Origin of the sequence: Limnohabitans lacus (assembly GCF_030053395.1) — a bacterium.
GTDB lineage: Bacteria > Pseudomonadota > Gammaproteobacteria > Burkholderiales > Burkholderiaceae_C > Limnohabitans_A > Limnohabitans_A lacus.
Genome location: NZ_JASGBH010000001.1, coordinates 87,962 through 101,815, shown reverse-complemented (window position 1 = coordinate 101,815; position 13,854 = coordinate 87,962). Strand labels below are relative to the sequence as shown.

Genomic DNA, 13,854 nt, shown 5'->3' with positions numbered 1-13,854 from the left:
AATTCCTCGGGTTAATTCAACAAAGTTTGTCAGTTTGCCGCCAAAGCAAATTCTTGGGCGAGCAATTCATAAGAACGCATTTGTGCTGCAGGGTCATGCGTCCAGGTGATCAACACCAGCTCATCAACGTCCAGACGCGCTGCCAACTGGCGCAGTTTGCGGCCCAAAGTGGCTGGCGAACCAATCAAAGCCCCTTCACGCAGGCGCTCCAGCGCCAATTGCTCGGCAGGGCTGTAATCACGCGCCGCTTCTTCGGGTGCCAGCAAGGGGCCGATGCGGCCCAGGTTGCGGTCCATCTTCCAGCGTGCACGGCTCTCGAACAATCGCAAGGCCTCTTCGTCCGTGTCGGCGGCCAAGGCCCATACGCACACGGTGGCAGCAGGCTTTGAAAGCGCGGCACTGGGCCGAAAGGTTTCGCGGTACAGCTGCAAAGCTTCGTCTGCGCCCTGCCCATCGGTGATGAAATAAGCAAAGGCATACGGCAAGCCCAGGTGCGCGGCCAATTGGGCGCCGTAATCCGAGCTGCCGAGCATCCAGATGTCGGGCGATGTCTCTGACTGCGGATAGGCATACACGTTGTGCCCCGGGTGCCCTGGGGGCAAGTTCTGGCCTTGAATCCAGGCTTGCAATTCCATCACTTGCTGCGGAAATCGCTCGGATGCATGCCGGTCAGGGTTGAGCAGCTGCGCGGTGCGCCCATCGCTGCCGGGGGCTCGGCCCACACCCAAATCGATGCGTCCAGGCGCCAAGGCATCCAGCACACGAAACTGCTCGGCCACTTTGAGCGCCGCGTAGTGCGGCAGCATCACGCCAGCGCTACCCAAGCGAATCCGCTGGGTGCGCGCCGCAATCGCGGCCATCAGCACCTCCGGGGCGGTACCAATGATGCTGGGGTGGCTGTGGTGCTCGCTCACCCAAAAGCGGTGATAGCCCCAGGCCTCTGCCTTTTCAGCCAGCGCCAGGGTTTGCCGAATGGTGGCATCTTGCCCACGCCCCAACGCCGCAGCCGATTGGTCCAGGATCGAAAGCTTGATGGGCATCAGTGGGGTGCCTCAGATGTGGCCGCCATTTCGGCCTCTTGCAAAGCGCGCCACATCACCTTGCCGCTGCCGCTCTTGGGCAATGCGTCCACAAAACTCACCACACGGGGCATTTTGTAGACCGCCATGTTGTCGCGGCACCAGTCAATGATGTCTTGCTCTGACACTTGACCTTTGCGGTCTTGCCGCAGCACCACCACGGCTTTGACCGACTCACCCCGGTACGCATCGCGCGTCGAAATGATGCAGGCTTCCTGGATGGCGGGGTGACGGAACATCAAGGCCTCGACCTCGGCAGGCCACACTTTGAAGCCGCTGGCATTGATCATGCGCTTGAGGCGATCGGTCATGAAGAAGTAACCCTCCTCATCGATGCGCCCCATGTCGCCCGAGCGGAAAAACCGCAAACCGTCGCGCTCAAAAAATGCGCTGGCCGTTGCATCTGGGCGTTTCCAATAACCTTTGAAAACTTGGGGGCCACTGATCACGATTTCACCCGACTCGCCCTGCGGCAACTCGACCAGCGTTTCGGGATCGACGATGCGCGACGCCACACTGAGGATCGGGATGCCCAGACATTGTTTCTTGGGCGCATCGGGCGGGTTGGTGTGCGAGGGGGCTGCCGTTTCGGTCAGGCCATAGCCTTCGATGTAGCGCAAACCAAACTGGTCCAGCAGGCGCTGAGCCACGGCCTCGGGCATGGCCGCGCCGCCGCCGCCAATGTTGACCAGACTGCTCAAATCGTAGGCGCTCAAATTCGGGCTGCCCAGCAAATCGATCACCATGGTCGGAATGTTCGTCCAATGCGTGACGCGCCATTTGGAGATCAACTGGCCGGCCACATCGCGGTCCCAGCGCGGCATGATGACCAGACTGGCCCCAATGAAAATGCTCGCATGCATCACGCTGACCATGCCCGTGATGTGGAACATGGGCACCACACACAAGGTCACATTTTCGGGCGTGCCGTTGACCCACAAGCCTGCCGCCATGGCGTTGTGCATGATCGTGCCGTGGGTGTGCATGCAGCCTTTGGGCAGGCCCGTGGTGCCGCTGGTGTAGGGCAAGATGGCCAGATCCTCAGACCCCGCTTGCACCGGGGGCAAGTCTGCAGCACGGCCTTGGGCCATCAAAGCCTGCCAAGCATGGGACTGCCCTGCATCGAGCTTGGGCAAATCACGCAGAGGCAGCAACCAGGAACGCCAGGCGTCTGGCAAATCAGCGGACGTCAGCGCCTGGGCATCGAAAACATCAGAAAACTGCGTGACCACCAGGTGCTGGAGCTGTTGCTCTGAGGGCAAGGCATTGCTCGCCTGCGCCAATTCGGGGGCCAGATCGGCCGTGGTCACCGCCACCCGAGCGTCGGGGTCGATGATGTAGTGCTTGAGCTCCTCGGCTTTGTTCATCGGGTTGACCGGCACCACCACGGCATCCAGTCGCAAGATGGCGAAATGGGCAATGACCAATTGCGGGCAGTTTTGCATGTTCAAGATCACGCGGTCACCCGCTTGCACCCCCAAACCGCGCAGGGAAGACGCGAATGTCTCGGCGGCGTTTCGCAAATCTTCGTAAGACCACACCTTGCCCATGTAGACCAAGGCAGGCTTGTTCGGGTAGCGCATCGCACTGATGGCTAAATTCATCCACAGCGATGTGACTGGCGGTGAAATATGGGAAGGCAGCCGTGCCGGCCAGACTGCTTCATGAGCACGCATCGGGAGTCTCCTGTTTTTTTCGGTTTCAAATTGCATGTTACGCGTCAGACCCCGTCTGGCCGACCTGACCTTTGTCACGGATGGGACCAGTTCATGGCCGATGAGCGCATTCAATCGCCATTCATTTGTTTCAAATTGTCTTTTTTTCAATTATTTGGTATTAAATTAACAAATTGTTGAAATATTTGAATATAAAATAGCGCCATGCAAACACATACCACTCAAGAATCCCTCGAAGACTACTGTGGCACCACGTATGCAGCCAAATTGCTTGGACTGTCCGTGGGTACGATCCAGACACTCGTCGAGAAAAATGAACTCCAAGCCTGGAAAACCCAAGGGGGGCATCGACGGATCTCCATGCCGTCAATTCGCGAGTACCAGCGAAAGCACAATATGTTGATGTCGACCAGCGAACACCGCGAAGGCCGACTCAAAGTGTTGCTGGTGGAAGATGACGCTGTGACGCGCGACATGATTCGTGATTTCTGCAGCCGCTGCGAAACACCCGTTGACTGCACGGTCATGTCTTCCGGTTTGGAAGCCCTCATCGATATGGCCAGCATTAACCCCGACGTCTTGATTGCCGACCTGAACATGCCTGGCGTGGACGGATTCGAACTCTTAAGAACTGTGCGCCAGACAACTCAGTTCAACCGGATGACCTGTTTGGTCATTTCCGCATTGTCACAAGATGACATTGCTACACGCGGTGGGCTTCCTGAAGGCACCGTTTTCATGGCGAAGCCCGTGAACATGCAATGGTTCAACGGTTTCTTCACCGCGTTGATCGCGGGTCGAAATGTCAACAAGCAAACCGCCTGAAGAAGATCCTTATTCCGCCCACCCGATGAGCATTGAACATTGGGATCGGACATGAAAAAAGCCGCTGTATTGCTACAGCGGCTTTTTTATTTTGGCGGAGTGGACGGGAGAGCTTGCCAGCACTCCGCCAACCCTTGCCCACGCTCAGAAAACCGTTTTCCGTCTGTGCGGAAGGTTACAAAACTGTGAACATCAAGTGTAGCACCTCATCCAGAACACCACCATCCCCGAAGACCTTGCCGCATACACCTTCTTTATGGTTGACGTACATACATTGTACTGATATGATAGATATAGCCTCTAATCCACGAGGCTGAATTGGACACCAATCATGAACAAACTTATCAAAACATCTTTCAATTTATCTGAAAAAGACTATGAAATGCTCAAAGACTTGGCGGCTGAACGCCACGTAAGCGGAGCCGATATTGTTCGACAGGCAATTTCCAACTTCAAATATTTTCATGATGTCCAAAAGAAAGGAGGGTCGATACTAGCCGAAGATAGCGAAAAAAATATTGTGAAACTTATTTTTAGATAAATTTATGTATAAAGGTATATTACGTGAACAATATCAAAGAACATGATTTAGAAGATCTAAATTCAAAAAACCCCAACACGAATTTAGATGATTTCAAAGCGATCCCAGTCCCATACAACCACCAGAAAAAGCAAGAGTCCGCACGTCAAATCATAGCGTTTGCGCTTATTTTTATTTTATTTTTGATCATAGCTTTTGCGATGATCTACCTTTGGTGCTTACCCTTATCAGAAAAAATGCCATCCTACATCAAAGGACTTAACGAAATTCTACAAATCGTTTTTACCCCTCTTTTAACATTGACAAGCACCGCCGTAGGTTATTACTTCGGTTCCAATTCCAAATAAGCTGAAAGCCATCTCTATCGGAGATGGCTTTTTTATGTGCGCTCGAATTGATATCACCACTCAGGTGGTTTTGGCTTTCTCGGGATCTCAAACGGGTTCGGGGCGATCTGAGATTTAAGCCTCTGCGCCGTCTGGTCAAGGGTGTAGACGCTGATCTGTTTCATGGCCGTCATCGCCTTCCGTTTGGCAGTCTCTCCCTCAATTTCCAAGGCCTTCAGGCCCATCTGCGTGGCGCGCTCGACATCCTCGCTGATTTGCTCGACAAATTCGACGGGATCAGTGGAATACGTCGTCCTGATCTTCTGCTTGACCAGATTGGGCTTTTTAGAGGCCTCTTTCTCGGGCCTTTTAGGCGCGTTTGCAACAAAGGTAGGGGCAGGGCTGTGGATCACCCTTGCGCGGCCTTCTGGGGTGCTTTGAATCGCTGCGATTTCGGCATCAATACTGTCAAGCATAGATTCACAACATTCGATGGCATCGGCTGCACCCATGGAGCGAATGGCGGCATTGGCTTCAATGGCAAGCTGCCGCTGTGCTTTGTACTCCTCGCTGGCGTTCTTGCGCTCGGGGCCAATTTTGGTTTCACCCGTCATGGCTGGGGTGTAGTCAGGGGCGACTTTGCGAATATGGGCCAGATACAAGGCCTTGGCATCGGTCAACCAATCGAAGCGTTTGAGGTTGGCATCCTTGCCATTCTTGCGCGTGAAATACGCCTTGGGGTCGTCCACCTTGTCCTCAAACTTGCGGCCCCTTTCGCAGAACATCAGGTGAGCATGCGGATTATTCTTTTTGGGGTCGAAGTGGTAAGCCAGGCGGTAGGCGTGTTTATCTTGGAGTAGTTCGTCCACGTAGGATTGCACCCACGCCATTTTGTCTTTGGCCTCGTTTGGGATCGCGATCACTAATCCTCGATAGGCGCGGCCATTGGCCCGTTCCAGTTCATCGGCTTTTTTGAAAAAATCTTCACCGTCCTTTGCCCAAGCAGGCAGATTTTTATCAATGACTTTCTCGACTTCATGTTTATTGCCATGCACACCAATACCCGAAATATAGGCAGCGCAGTATTGCCCTGCATTTTTGCAGGCCAGTCCTGATTTCACTTTAACGTAAAAAGTCGCCATTATCGTTTACCCCAAACCGTCCTTCTTCTATATTATGAAATTAAAAAGGAAGGCGCAAGCCTCTGGCGGATGCCAGATTATCAGGGGTCCAGGGGCGTAGCCCCTGGCGCAAGGAACGTTTGCTCCGAGGAACGAGGAGAAACGTGTATTGCGCATATCTGAAAGATATGCAGCCCCCGTCTGAATCACGACTTCTAGGAGAGATGAAGACAAGTCGCGAGTAGCGACCAGCCGCGCTAAAAAAACGAATGCCACTGAATAAGGGGCAGGGGATGGCTTGATTAACGGAAATGGATCGCGTAAGAAGAAAGGAGGCAAACCATAATCATGAAAGGGGGCAAGCCATGAACGAAAACGAAAAGAGGGATAAATTAGAGGAATTGACGAAAAGAAAAGAGAAGCTAGCGAAACAAATAGCGGCGATTAAAAAGGCGGCGGAGCAAAGCGAACGCAAAGCCGATGCGCATTTAAAAATAGTTTTGGGTGCGTATTATTTGAAAATGATCGAGAGTGATAAGGTGACCCCTGAATCAGCGCTCAATATTTTGAGCGCCATTGATTCGGGTGTTGAAAAGGTGGGGGTGGCGCGGGACAGATTCGAGGCCATCAAGGCCAAGAAGCTGGCGCAGCTGGAGGCCAAACGGGCGCAGCCAGTGCAGGCGATCCAGCGGCCAAATGTGAGCGGCACGGCTCAGACAAATGTCAGCCAGTAATTTAAAAGGCCCGCAAGGGCCTTTTAAATTTATGGGATAGGTCGATCAAGTAGAATGTGGGTTGGAATAATGGATGTGCTGATAATGCCTGATTTCTTCAAGGTTATTTTCGCTGCGCCATTACCATCGGATTCCAATGTGATTGAATCATTTAAGTTCGTGGGATAAGTGATCTTCCCACTTTTGAAATTCAAGGCCAAACTGCTCAAGGTTGTTCCTGTGTTTGCTCCCAAATTGTTTGCCTGTTCAAAAATAAGAGGTGTTGTTGTGTTATCAAAAATAACACTTTGCTGATTCTCGCCCTTGGCAAAGTATTTGAATATACGTGGCCTTCCGCTCAAATCTTCCATCGGCGCTTCAAAAGAGTCATCCGCACAGACATTGAAGTTTCTGAGGCTTCTTGTTCCATATTGGTTGGTTATATTGATTGAGGCGTTTCTATATTCAATTGTTCGGCATTGTTGGCCACCAGAAACCCACGAGGATGGTCGTGTATATGCATCGCCTCCAGATACAAATTTCATATCAATCGCTGTGCCTGTGATAGTTATACTCTTGCCTTTAACTTCATCTGTATAAGTGACGTTCAATGATGTGTTTCTTGCAATAGGGTATCCTTCAAAGGTTGTCAATGGACCGACCAAACTGCCCGAAATGGTTAATCTTGAATTTTCTGGCCTTCCAATTTTAAATAACTGAGTTGTGGATGGTAAAAATCCATATGGCAGAAAAGTTAAATATGGGGAACTGCACTTCGAAGTGCTTGAAAAAACGGATGTATTTGAATCTGTTTCACCGTAGCAGTTGATAACTGTTGTATTTGGCAAATAATTGTTGGAATTCTGAATGTCGGTAGCATTGGATATTCCAGTGAACCCAGGGGATTTTGGGGGAATTGAGAGAAGATTCATTAGGGCTGCGAATTCTTCGGTTCTTACTATTTCTGGAATTGCAGTTGAGTTCGAATTTATTTTTGCCTGTTCTTTGGACGATTGTAGCGCTTGTGCATAGCTTGATGAATAATTGTCGATGGCGGTGTTGAAATCAGCTTTGAAGCTGCTTGCAGAGTATCCGCCAGTAATACCACCATCAATGTATCCAGTCGATTTTACGTTTGTCGCTGCATCGTGGATCATTCGAATTGTGTCTTGGCTATATTTTGCTGCAACAACTGAAAAGGCTGCTAGTTTTAAAGCATATTTTCCATTGGGACTATCTTTCAGATTTTTTGCGTCCTGAGTTGAACCAATTAGGTCTGGTTTTATCAGAATAGATGCCAGTTCGTTAGCATATTTATCTTTAACATATGTGTTGGCATCAGTAATGCTAGCGGCAGATAGTGTGGCACTTGCTTTTTGATATGCTATTTCTGTGAATCCAGTAACTCCAATTTCAGAATTTTCTGAGTAGCAGGGAGTGGCGGCTCTCAATTTTAAATCATTACCCATGTCTATAAATTTATCGAGTCCTTCATCGTAGTAGCGCCCTTTACTGATTTCGATAATCGCTGGTTGACACCCGATATTTGCCGAAAGTTTTGCTGTTCCATTTTGCAGACTTCCTGTGCTCAGTACTTTTCCATCAATCGAAAGTAGATTTACAGTGCCAGATTCGAATTTTCCCAATGATGGGTAAACATCAATTGATGTTCCCTGTTGTGCGGTTTGGTTGTTCGTTCCTCCGCCTCCACCACAGGCCGTCAAAAAGGTAGCCACTCCCATGGCACAAAGTGCGCGTTTCATCGTCTCATCCTTTCAGGGTCAGGCTGCACCGTGCTGCCTGTGCGGTGGATCATACACATAAGGTAGTTATATCCCGTGAAACTTAGTTCCGTGAAGTCGAATCCCGTGGTGTTTTCACCAGCTTTACAAGAGGATAGACGACATGCCACGCGCCCAGAAAGACCGACAAAAGAACCCTGATTTGGTGGCCATGGGCTTGGCCATCCGTCAGCGGCGCAAGGCGCTGGGCTACTCTCAAGAAGGCTTTGGGGATGCCTGCGGGATAGATCGCAGCTACATGGGTGGCATCGAGCGTGGCGAGCACAATCTAGCCATGGTCAACATCCTGAAAATTGTTCAGGCCCTGAAGGTCAACCCGTCCGAGTTTTTCCGAGACCTTGACCCTGATCGCAAGTTCGAGCTGATCAACGCAGACAACGCCGCCAAGGATTCGGCCAAGTTGAGGAAGTTGGCAGGGGTTGAACTAACGGCAGCGGGAAGCAAACCCCGCAAAACCCTCTAACAATTCCGTCCTTCGGACGGGCGGCATTGGCCGCCGTCTTTTTGAGGCTTTGGGCAGGGCTTCCCCTCTTGCCCAAAAAAAGGAAAGGGACAGGCGCAGCCTGTCGCGGGTGAGGCCGAAGGCCGAGGGGTGCGAACCCCTAATTCCGAGGCGGTAGCCGAGTTGAGTATCTAACTCTATATTCTTTCTCTAGTAAATCGCTCAAAGCCTCTATTTATGCGGGTCTCAAGGTTTCGATCTTGTGTCCAGTCCCAAGAAATCTTGGGACAGACACCAAGATAATCTTGGGACTGACACCAAGAAATCTTGGGACTGGCACCAAGATTTTGAGGGTTTTAAAGCAATTCAGCGAATACCGAATTGAACAAATTCCCATATGCACTTGACATTTTTTAAATTGTTTGTTATTGATAATCAAACAGGAGGAAAATAAATGAAATCAAGGCGGCAAGTTAAAGTGGGCGATTTGGAAGAAACACTTAAAAACCAATTCCAAGACAAGATCGAGGATAAAAGCATTGCCATTGTGACCCGCGCAAAGGCAAAGGTCAATCAAGAATTTGTAATGATGTTTGTGGAAAATGCCCAAACAGCATTGAATGACCTTACCAAAAGCGAATTCAAGGTTCTATTGTCAATTGCAAAATTGGCTCAATATCAGAACGTATTCAACGTCACACAATTGGCCGTCAGTGAAGATTGCAAAGTGAATCAAGCAGACGTTTCACGAACCATGAAAAAGTTAAGAGAAAAAAGATATTTACTCAAGCACCCCACCAATAAAATGGAGTACATCAACCCGAATTTGTTTACCAAGGGTGGCATCAATCAAATTCGAGCTGATAAGAATGGGGTTATGGCTGCACTAAATGACGAGCCAAAACTTTTTGAAACTTCAATTGAAAGGGTGTTTTAATTATGCGAGTCATTCAAAAAATCCAAAACCTTAGAATTATTAAGAATTTTCAGCCTTTAAAAAATATAAAAACTCATGATGGTATTTCGGATTGGTTGTGGCTGGCTGTTTCTGTATTTATATTTTATGCATTGATTGATGTGGTACAGATATTTTTTAAGAAATTTTCATAAATTTTTAATCCAAGCATACACAATAAATGAAAAAGTAGGGATTGTAGGAATTAGTAAAAATCTCATGAATGAATTTTTCCCATCCTGGTTAAATTTTAAGATGGTTATATAGGCTATAATGCAGCCTAAAATTGGAAAAAGAGGGTAGTAGCTGTTAGTGTCAAACAAGATATAGGCCCCATAAAATATGGTTGCCGCTACGTACAAAACAATTGAATCAATAAAGTCAATTACGTGATCACCGTTTTTTTTGTTCCGATTTGTTATTTCTTTTGCTGCGATCATTGTGGCAAGAATAGGGTAAGTGTATGCAACCAACCCGAACGCTTCTTTGAAAAATTTATCTTTTTCGAATTTTTCATGAAAAAGATACAAAATCGCGAAAATAACTACTGTCAATAACCAAGTAATCGTTTTAATTTGCTTTTCAGCTTGAGAGATTTTTTCTTCTGCCATTTTTTGTGGGAGTGTTTTCTTTACGTTGCTCTTGCATATTCCAGCGGTGAAGGGTTTTAGAAAACCTTGGGTCTTCAATCCTCAACGTCTGGAAATCCAAAGCATACCGCAACCCGCCCAGCGTATCAGCCAGTGCTTGCAGGCCCACATCGTGGGTGTAGGTCTTGAAATGAACGCCCTTGGCCTCGTCGGCATGGCCTGCGATCTGCATCACATGGGCGGGGTTGGCTTTTGTGGCATGTAGGCGGGTGATCACGGCCCAGTAAGCCGCACAATAATCCGAAAAATATATTGACAAAAAAATCAATCATTTCTTCCTTTCATCTCTACGTCTTGCTGTTTCAATAGCTTTTTTCATGCTCTGAATATCGCTTTTGTAATGAATCGCATCCCACTGGATTTCATCGAATTGAAGGTGTGGGATGACGCTTTCCAGCAGAAACTTGGGCGGGGTTTCACCACCATAGGTTCGATTGTTCACGCTGTCGTTCTCGTGGCCGATGTACTGGCTGCGGAAGTCTTCGGGCACGCCACGCTCTTTCAATCGCTGGTTGGTCGTGTGCCGTAGCGAATAGAACACCTTCACATTGGGCACATAAATGCCCAGCTTTTTGAGCATCGCCATGAAGTTCTGAGATGGCACATCGGCATAGCCCTGTTCATACTTGTTGAGCCACGGAAAAATCAGCGTGGTGGCGTTGGTGTCGGGCAGGCTTTTCACATCATCCAAGTAACGAAGGAAGCCCACTTTTTCAAGCAAGGGGTGAAGCGGTGCAATGCGATTGGTGGCCCGTGTCTTGGCGCTGTTGCCTTCGATGTAGTCGTGATAGTGGATCACCATCACGCCATCGTCTCGCCGAATGTCGCCCACCCTCAATTGGCAAATGGAAGCGGGGCGTGAACCTGTGAGCAGGCCCAAGATGGGCACAAAAAAATCGGCAGGGTTCTTGACCGTTGCCAGCCTTTGCGGGTCAAAAATGGCTTTGAGTTCATCGGGTGTGAAGGGCTTGCGGTTGGATTTCATCCGCTGTTTTTTGCCCACCAGTCGGCCTTCGATGGGATTGTCTGCCGCCTTCTTGATGACCTTTTTGTAAACGTTGCTGATGACGTTGGAATATTCGTCAATGCTGCGCGGCGTGATCGCTTTTCGGTCGGTCAAGGGGTCGTCTTTGGCCATCCATGTTTGAAAGTTCAAGATGGTGTCTGGCGTGATCTCATCCAAGGTGGCCGACTTTCCAACGAAGTCTTGAAACACTTTGAGCTTGGCGGCATAGCCTTTTTTGGTGCGCTCGGTGATGTCCGAATTCTTGATCAACGTGAGATAGGCATCCACGTACTTGCTGAACAGCGGGGAAGCGGGTTTCTGGTTGACCTGTTGGAACAACTGGGCTTCACGCAGTCGCAAGGCTTCGGCCTCTTTACGGCGGAATTCCAGTTCTGTGTCGGCCAGCCGTTGGCGGTCTGCCTCGGCCAGGTCGTGGGCTGCTTTTGTCGTGTGCTCGGCAATGAATTCACGGGCAAAGGCCACTTCTTCGGGCTTGGCTGGATCGAAGTCGATGCGGTGCCCTTCCCTGCTGGTGAAGCTCAGGGGGTTGGTGATTTCATCAACAAGGCTTTTGATGGACTTTTTGGGCATGGCATAGGTCTTTTCGATGGCAAATCTTAACGCCAGCGCCTGTGCCGTTCGGCTGTCTTTGGTCTTGAGACTGCGCCAAACTTCCTTGGATTGTGGGTTGCTTCGTTCGCCCTCTGGAAGGCAAACGCGAAGGTAATAAACCCCGTGTCGGCTTCTGTAAAGGCGTGGCGTTTTTGCGGGCATGTGTAGCACCTAGGCGTAGCACTTGCACGAAAAAAGGCATCTGAAGCCCAAATGAAAAAACCGTTGTGAGTCAATGACTTACAACGGTTTTCCATTTCTTGGCGGAGTGGACGGGACTCGAACCCGCGACCCCCGGCGTGACAGGCCGGTATTCTAACCAACTGAACTACCACTCCTGGTAGGTAGCTTCGCTTCAACTTTTGTTAAAGCCAAGTGCTACAACTTGGCGACCCTACGGGGATTCGAACCCCGGTACTCACCGTGAAAGGGTGATGTCCTAGGCCTCTAGACGATAGGGTCATAACCTGGACTGATTCTTGCGAATCTTCTCGACACTTTGGTGGAGGTAAGCGGGATCGAACCGCTGACCTCTTGCATGCCATGCAAGCGCTCTCCCAGCTGAGCTATACCCCCTTCGGTACAACGCTTTGCATTGCTGCTTTTCGTTATGCCTCGTTGGTGTCGAGACTTGAATTATAGACAGGTTTTTAGACGTTTTTCAAGCAGGCGAGAATTTTTTCGCGTTTATTCAAAGAAAGTACAGCATCCAAAGACGGTGTCTGTGCAGTGCCCATGACAAGTACCCTCACAGGCATCGCGATCTGGGGCATTTTCAGGCCTGTTGCCGTCAACACTTCTTTGATGGCCGCCGAAATGGCTGACTTGTCCCAGTCGCATGTGCCCAGCTTTTCAGCCAGCAAGGCCAGTGCAGGCTTGACCGCATCGGTCACATGCTGGGCCTTTTCTTCGGCATTGGGTACCACGTCCAGATAGAAGGCGCTTACCCACTTGGCCAACACCACCAAGGTGTCGCAGCGGTCTTTGAACAAGCCACAAATGGCTGTGAGGCGTTCATCAGCCGTGACGCCAAGTTTGGCCAAGAAAGGCTGTACTTTTTGGGCGAGCACAGCGTCGTCCATGGCCTTGAGGTGCTGGGCATTGACCCAGGCCAGTTTGGCCGCATCCCATTGCGCAGGACTCTTGGACAAATGCGTGCCATCGAACCATTGCACCATTTGATCGAGACTGAACAACTCATCATCGCCATGGCTCCAGCCCAAGCGGGCCAGGTAGTTGTTCATGGCCTCGGGCAGGTAGCCTGCTTCGTCGTAGTTGGACACTGCCACAGCACCTCGGCGCTTGGACAGCTTTTGTCCGTCGTCGCCCAAAATCACCGGCAGGTGACCGAAATGTGGCAGCGAAGCACCCAAGGCGCGGTACATGTTGATTTGCCAAGGTGTGTTGTTGATGTGCTCGTCCCCACGGAACACGTGGCTGATGGCCATGTCCCAATCGTCGATCACCACAGCGAAGTTGTAGGTCGGCACGCCGATTGCACCTTCAGGCGCGCCCTCTTCCGGCGCACGCTGGATGATCAGGTCGTCGATCTCGGTGTTGCTGATGCTGATCGGGCCTTTGACCAAATCGTCCCAAGTCACCACGCCATCGATCGGGTTGGCAAATCGGATGACCGGCTTCACGCCCGCAGGCACAGGCGGCAACACTTTGCCGGGCTCCGGGCGCCAGGTGCGGTCGTACAGGCGCTTTTCGCAACGCGCCTCCTGCGCCGCTTTCATGGCTTCCAGATCTTCTGGGGTGCAGTAGCAGCGGTACGCCGTGCCCGCGGCCAGCATTTGGTCGATCACAGCTTGGTAACGGTCCAAGCGCTGCATTTGGTAGATCGGGCCTTCGTCATAGCCCAGGCCCAGCCAATGCATGGACTCCAGAATCTGATCTACCGAGTCTTGCGTGGAACGCGCCACATCGGTGTCTTCGATGCGGAGCACAAACTCACCGCCATGGTGACGGGCATAGGCCCAAGAATACAAAGCGGTTCGGGCGGTGCCCAAATGCAGAAACCCCGTAGGAGACGGGGCGATGCGGGTGCGGATTTTCGTCATGGTTTCAACTCAAGAAGGGCCCCATCGGGGCCCTGAATACACA

Annotated in this window: 14 protein-coding genes, 3 tRNA genes and 1 pseudogene; 6 read left to right on the top strand and 12 right to left on the bottom strand. The window is 50.5% G+C overall.

Going from position 1 to position 13,854, the window contains the following annotated elements:
- Positions 1-29: 29 nt before the first annotated feature.
- Entirely contained in the window at positions 30-1,040 is a 1,011-nt protein-coding gene (locus tag QLQ16_RS00545; protein WP_283222739.1) for an LLM class flavin-dependent oxidoreductase, read from the bottom strand.
- Positions 1,040-2,755, bottom strand: coding sequence for a long-chain fatty acid--CoA ligase (locus QLQ16_RS00540; protein ID WP_283222738.1), 1,716 nt, complete (start codon positions 2,753-2,755; stop codon positions 1,040-1,042). Before QLQ16_RS00540 ends, QLQ16_RS00545 begins: the two co-directional genes overlap by 1 nt.
- A gap of 204 nt (positions 2,756-2,959) precedes the next feature.
- Between QLQ16_RS00540 and QLQ16_RS00535 the strand changes: the two genes are divergently transcribed.
- The 3 genes from QLQ16_RS00535 (at position 2,960) to QLQ16_RS00525 (ending at position 4,468) form a co-directional block, all read left to right on the top strand.
- Positions 2,960-3,580, top strand: coding sequence for a response regulator (locus tag QLQ16_RS00535; protein ID WP_283222737.1), 621 nt, complete (start codon positions 2,960-2,962; stop codon positions 3,578-3,580).
- A gap of 331 nt (positions 3,581-3,911) precedes the next feature.
- Positions 3,912-4,121, top strand: a complete 210-nt coding sequence (locus tag QLQ16_RS00530) for a ribbon-helix-helix protein, CopG family (protein ID WP_283222736.1) — start codon at positions 3,912-3,914, stop codon at positions 4,119-4,121.
- A 23-nt stretch (positions 4,122-4,144) separates the two neighbouring features.
- Positions 4,145-4,468, top strand: coding sequence for a hypothetical protein (locus QLQ16_RS00525; RefSeq protein ID WP_283222735.1), 324 nt, complete (start codon positions 4,145-4,147; stop codon positions 4,466-4,468).
- A gap of 53 nt (positions 4,469-4,521) precedes the next feature.
- Here QLQ16_RS00525 and QLQ16_RS00520 read toward each other — a convergent pair whose 3' ends face one another.
- Positions 4,522-5,589 (bottom strand): MobA/MobL family protein, encoded by a 1,068-nt coding sequence (locus QLQ16_RS00520; RefSeq protein ID WP_283222734.1) that lies wholly within the window; start codon positions 5,587-5,589, stop codon positions 4,522-4,524.
- 344 nt (positions 5,590-5,933) lie between these two features.
- Between QLQ16_RS00520 and QLQ16_RS00515 the strand changes: the two genes are divergently transcribed.
- On the top strand, positions 5,934-6,302 hold the full coding sequence (locus QLQ16_RS00515) for a hypothetical protein (protein WP_283222733.1): 369 nt from the start codon (positions 5,934-5,936) through the stop codon (positions 6,300-6,302).
- A gap of 29 nt (positions 6,303-6,331) precedes the next feature.
- On the opposite strand, the gene QLQ16_RS00510 is transcribed toward QLQ16_RS00515, so the two are convergent.
- On the bottom strand, positions 6,332-8,044 hold the full coding sequence (locus tag QLQ16_RS00510) for a hypothetical protein (protein WP_283222732.1): 1,713 nt from the start codon (positions 8,042-8,044) through the stop codon (positions 6,332-6,334).
- 142 nt (positions 8,045-8,186) lie between these two features.
- Between QLQ16_RS00510 and QLQ16_RS15775 the strand changes: the two genes are divergently transcribed.
- Together QLQ16_RS15775 and QLQ16_RS00500 are read left to right on the top strand one after the other, a co-directional pair.
- Positions 8,187-8,546 carry a helix-turn-helix domain-containing protein gene (locus tag QLQ16_RS15775; protein ID WP_348534139.1) on the top strand — a complete coding sequence of 120 codons (360 nt, stop codon included), beginning with the start codon at positions 8,187-8,189 and terminating at the stop codon, positions 8,544-8,546.
- Positions 8,547-8,979: 433 nt separating this feature from the next.
- Positions 8,980-9,462 carry a replication/maintenance protein RepL gene (locus tag QLQ16_RS00500; RefSeq protein ID WP_283222731.1) on the top strand — a complete coding sequence of 161 codons (483 nt, stop codon included), beginning with the start codon at positions 8,980-8,982 and terminating at the stop codon, positions 9,460-9,462.
- Positions 9,463-9,629: 167 nt separating this feature from the next.
- Here the strand turns inward: QLQ16_RS00500 and QLQ16_RS00495 are convergent, their stop codons facing one another.
- The 8 genes and pseudogenes from QLQ16_RS00495 to gltX all read right to left on the bottom strand — a co-directional run bounded on the left by QLQ16_RS00495 (position 9,630) and on the right by gltX (position 13,811).
- A complete protein-coding gene (locus QLQ16_RS00495; RefSeq protein ID WP_283222730.1) occupies positions 9,630-10,091 on the bottom strand; it encodes a hypothetical protein in 462 nt (153 codons plus the stop codon).
- The gene (locus tag QLQ16_RS00490) at positions 10,063-10,398 is read right to left on the bottom strand and encodes a hypothetical protein (RefSeq protein ID WP_283222729.1); all 336 of its coding nucleotides are present in this window, start codon (positions 10,396-10,398) and stop codon (positions 10,063-10,065) included. Before QLQ16_RS00490 ends, QLQ16_RS00495 begins: the two co-directional genes overlap by 29 nt.
- On the bottom strand, positions 10,399-11,727 hold the full coding sequence (locus QLQ16_RS00485; protein ID WP_283222728.1) for a site-specific integrase: 1,329 nt from the start codon (positions 11,725-11,727) through the stop codon (positions 10,399-10,401).
- A 27-nt stretch (positions 11,728-11,754) separates the two neighbouring features.
- A pseudogene (locus tag QLQ16_RS15785) lies at positions 11,755-11,910 on the bottom strand (DUF6538 domain-containing protein); the annotation flags it as partial.
- A gap of 99 nt (positions 11,911-12,009) precedes the next feature.
- Positions 12,010-12,086 (bottom strand) — tRNA-Asp (locus tag QLQ16_RS00480).
- Positions 12,087-12,134: 48 nt separating this feature from the next.
- Positions 12,135-12,210: transfer RNA gene (locus QLQ16_RS00475), tRNA-Glu, on the bottom strand.
- Positions 12,211-12,248: 38 nt separating this feature from the next.
- Positions 12,249-12,324, bottom strand: a tRNA-Ala gene (locus tag QLQ16_RS00470).
- A gap of 74 nt (positions 12,325-12,398) precedes the next feature.
- A complete protein-coding gene (gltX, locus tag QLQ16_RS00465; RefSeq protein WP_283222727.1) occupies positions 12,399-13,811 on the bottom strand; it encodes a glutamate--tRNA ligase in 1,413 nt (470 codons plus the stop codon).
- Positions 13,812-13,854: the final 43 nt, after the last annotated feature.

Bases quoted from the DNA above. Each gene is read 5' to 3' on its own strand.
- QLQ16_RS00535 (WP_283222737.1), top strand. From the start codon at position 2,960: ATGCAAACACATACCACTCAAGAATCCCTCGAAGACTACTGTGGCACC.
- QLQ16_RS00485 (WP_283222728.1), bottom strand. From the start codon at position 11,727: ATGCCCAAAAAGTCCATCAAAAGCCTTGTTGATGAAATCACCAACCCC.
- QLQ16_RS00515 (WP_283222733.1), top strand. From the start codon at position 5,934: ATGAACGAAAACGAAAAGAGGGATAAATTAGAGGAATTGACGAAAAGA.
- QLQ16_RS00530 (WP_283222736.1), top strand. From the start codon at position 3,912: ATGAACAAACTTATCAAAACATCTTTCAATTTATCTGAAAAAGACTAT.
- QLQ16_RS00540 (WP_283222738.1), bottom strand. From the start codon at position 2,755: ATGCGTGCTCATGAAGCAGTCTGGCCGGCACGGCTGCCTTCCCATATT.
- QLQ16_RS00545 (WP_283222739.1), bottom strand. From the start codon at position 1,040: ATGCCCATCAAGCTTTCGATCCTGGACCAATCGGCTGCGGCGTTGGGG.
- QLQ16_RS00510 (WP_283222732.1), bottom strand. From the start codon at position 8,044: ATGAAACGCGCACTTTGTGCCATGGGAGTGGCTACCTTTTTGACGGCC.
- QLQ16_RS15775 (WP_348534139.1), top strand. From the start codon at position 8,187: ATGCCACGCGCCCAGAAAGACCGACAAAAGAACCCTGATTTGGTGGCC.
- QLQ16_RS00500 (WP_283222731.1), top strand. From the start codon at position 8,980: ATGAAATCAAGGCGGCAAGTTAAAGTGGGCGATTTGGAAGAAACACTT.
- QLQ16_RS00520 (WP_283222734.1), bottom strand. From the start codon at position 5,589: ATGGCGACTTTTTACGTTAAAGTGAAATCAGGACTGGCCTGCAAAAAT.
- QLQ16_RS00495 (WP_283222730.1), bottom strand. From the start codon at position 10,091: ATGGCAGAAGAAAAAATCTCTCAAGCTGAAAAGCAAATTAAAACGATT.
- gltX (WP_283222727.1), bottom strand. From the start codon at position 13,811: ATGACGAAAATCCGCACCCGCATCGCCCCGTCTCCTACGGGGTTTCTG.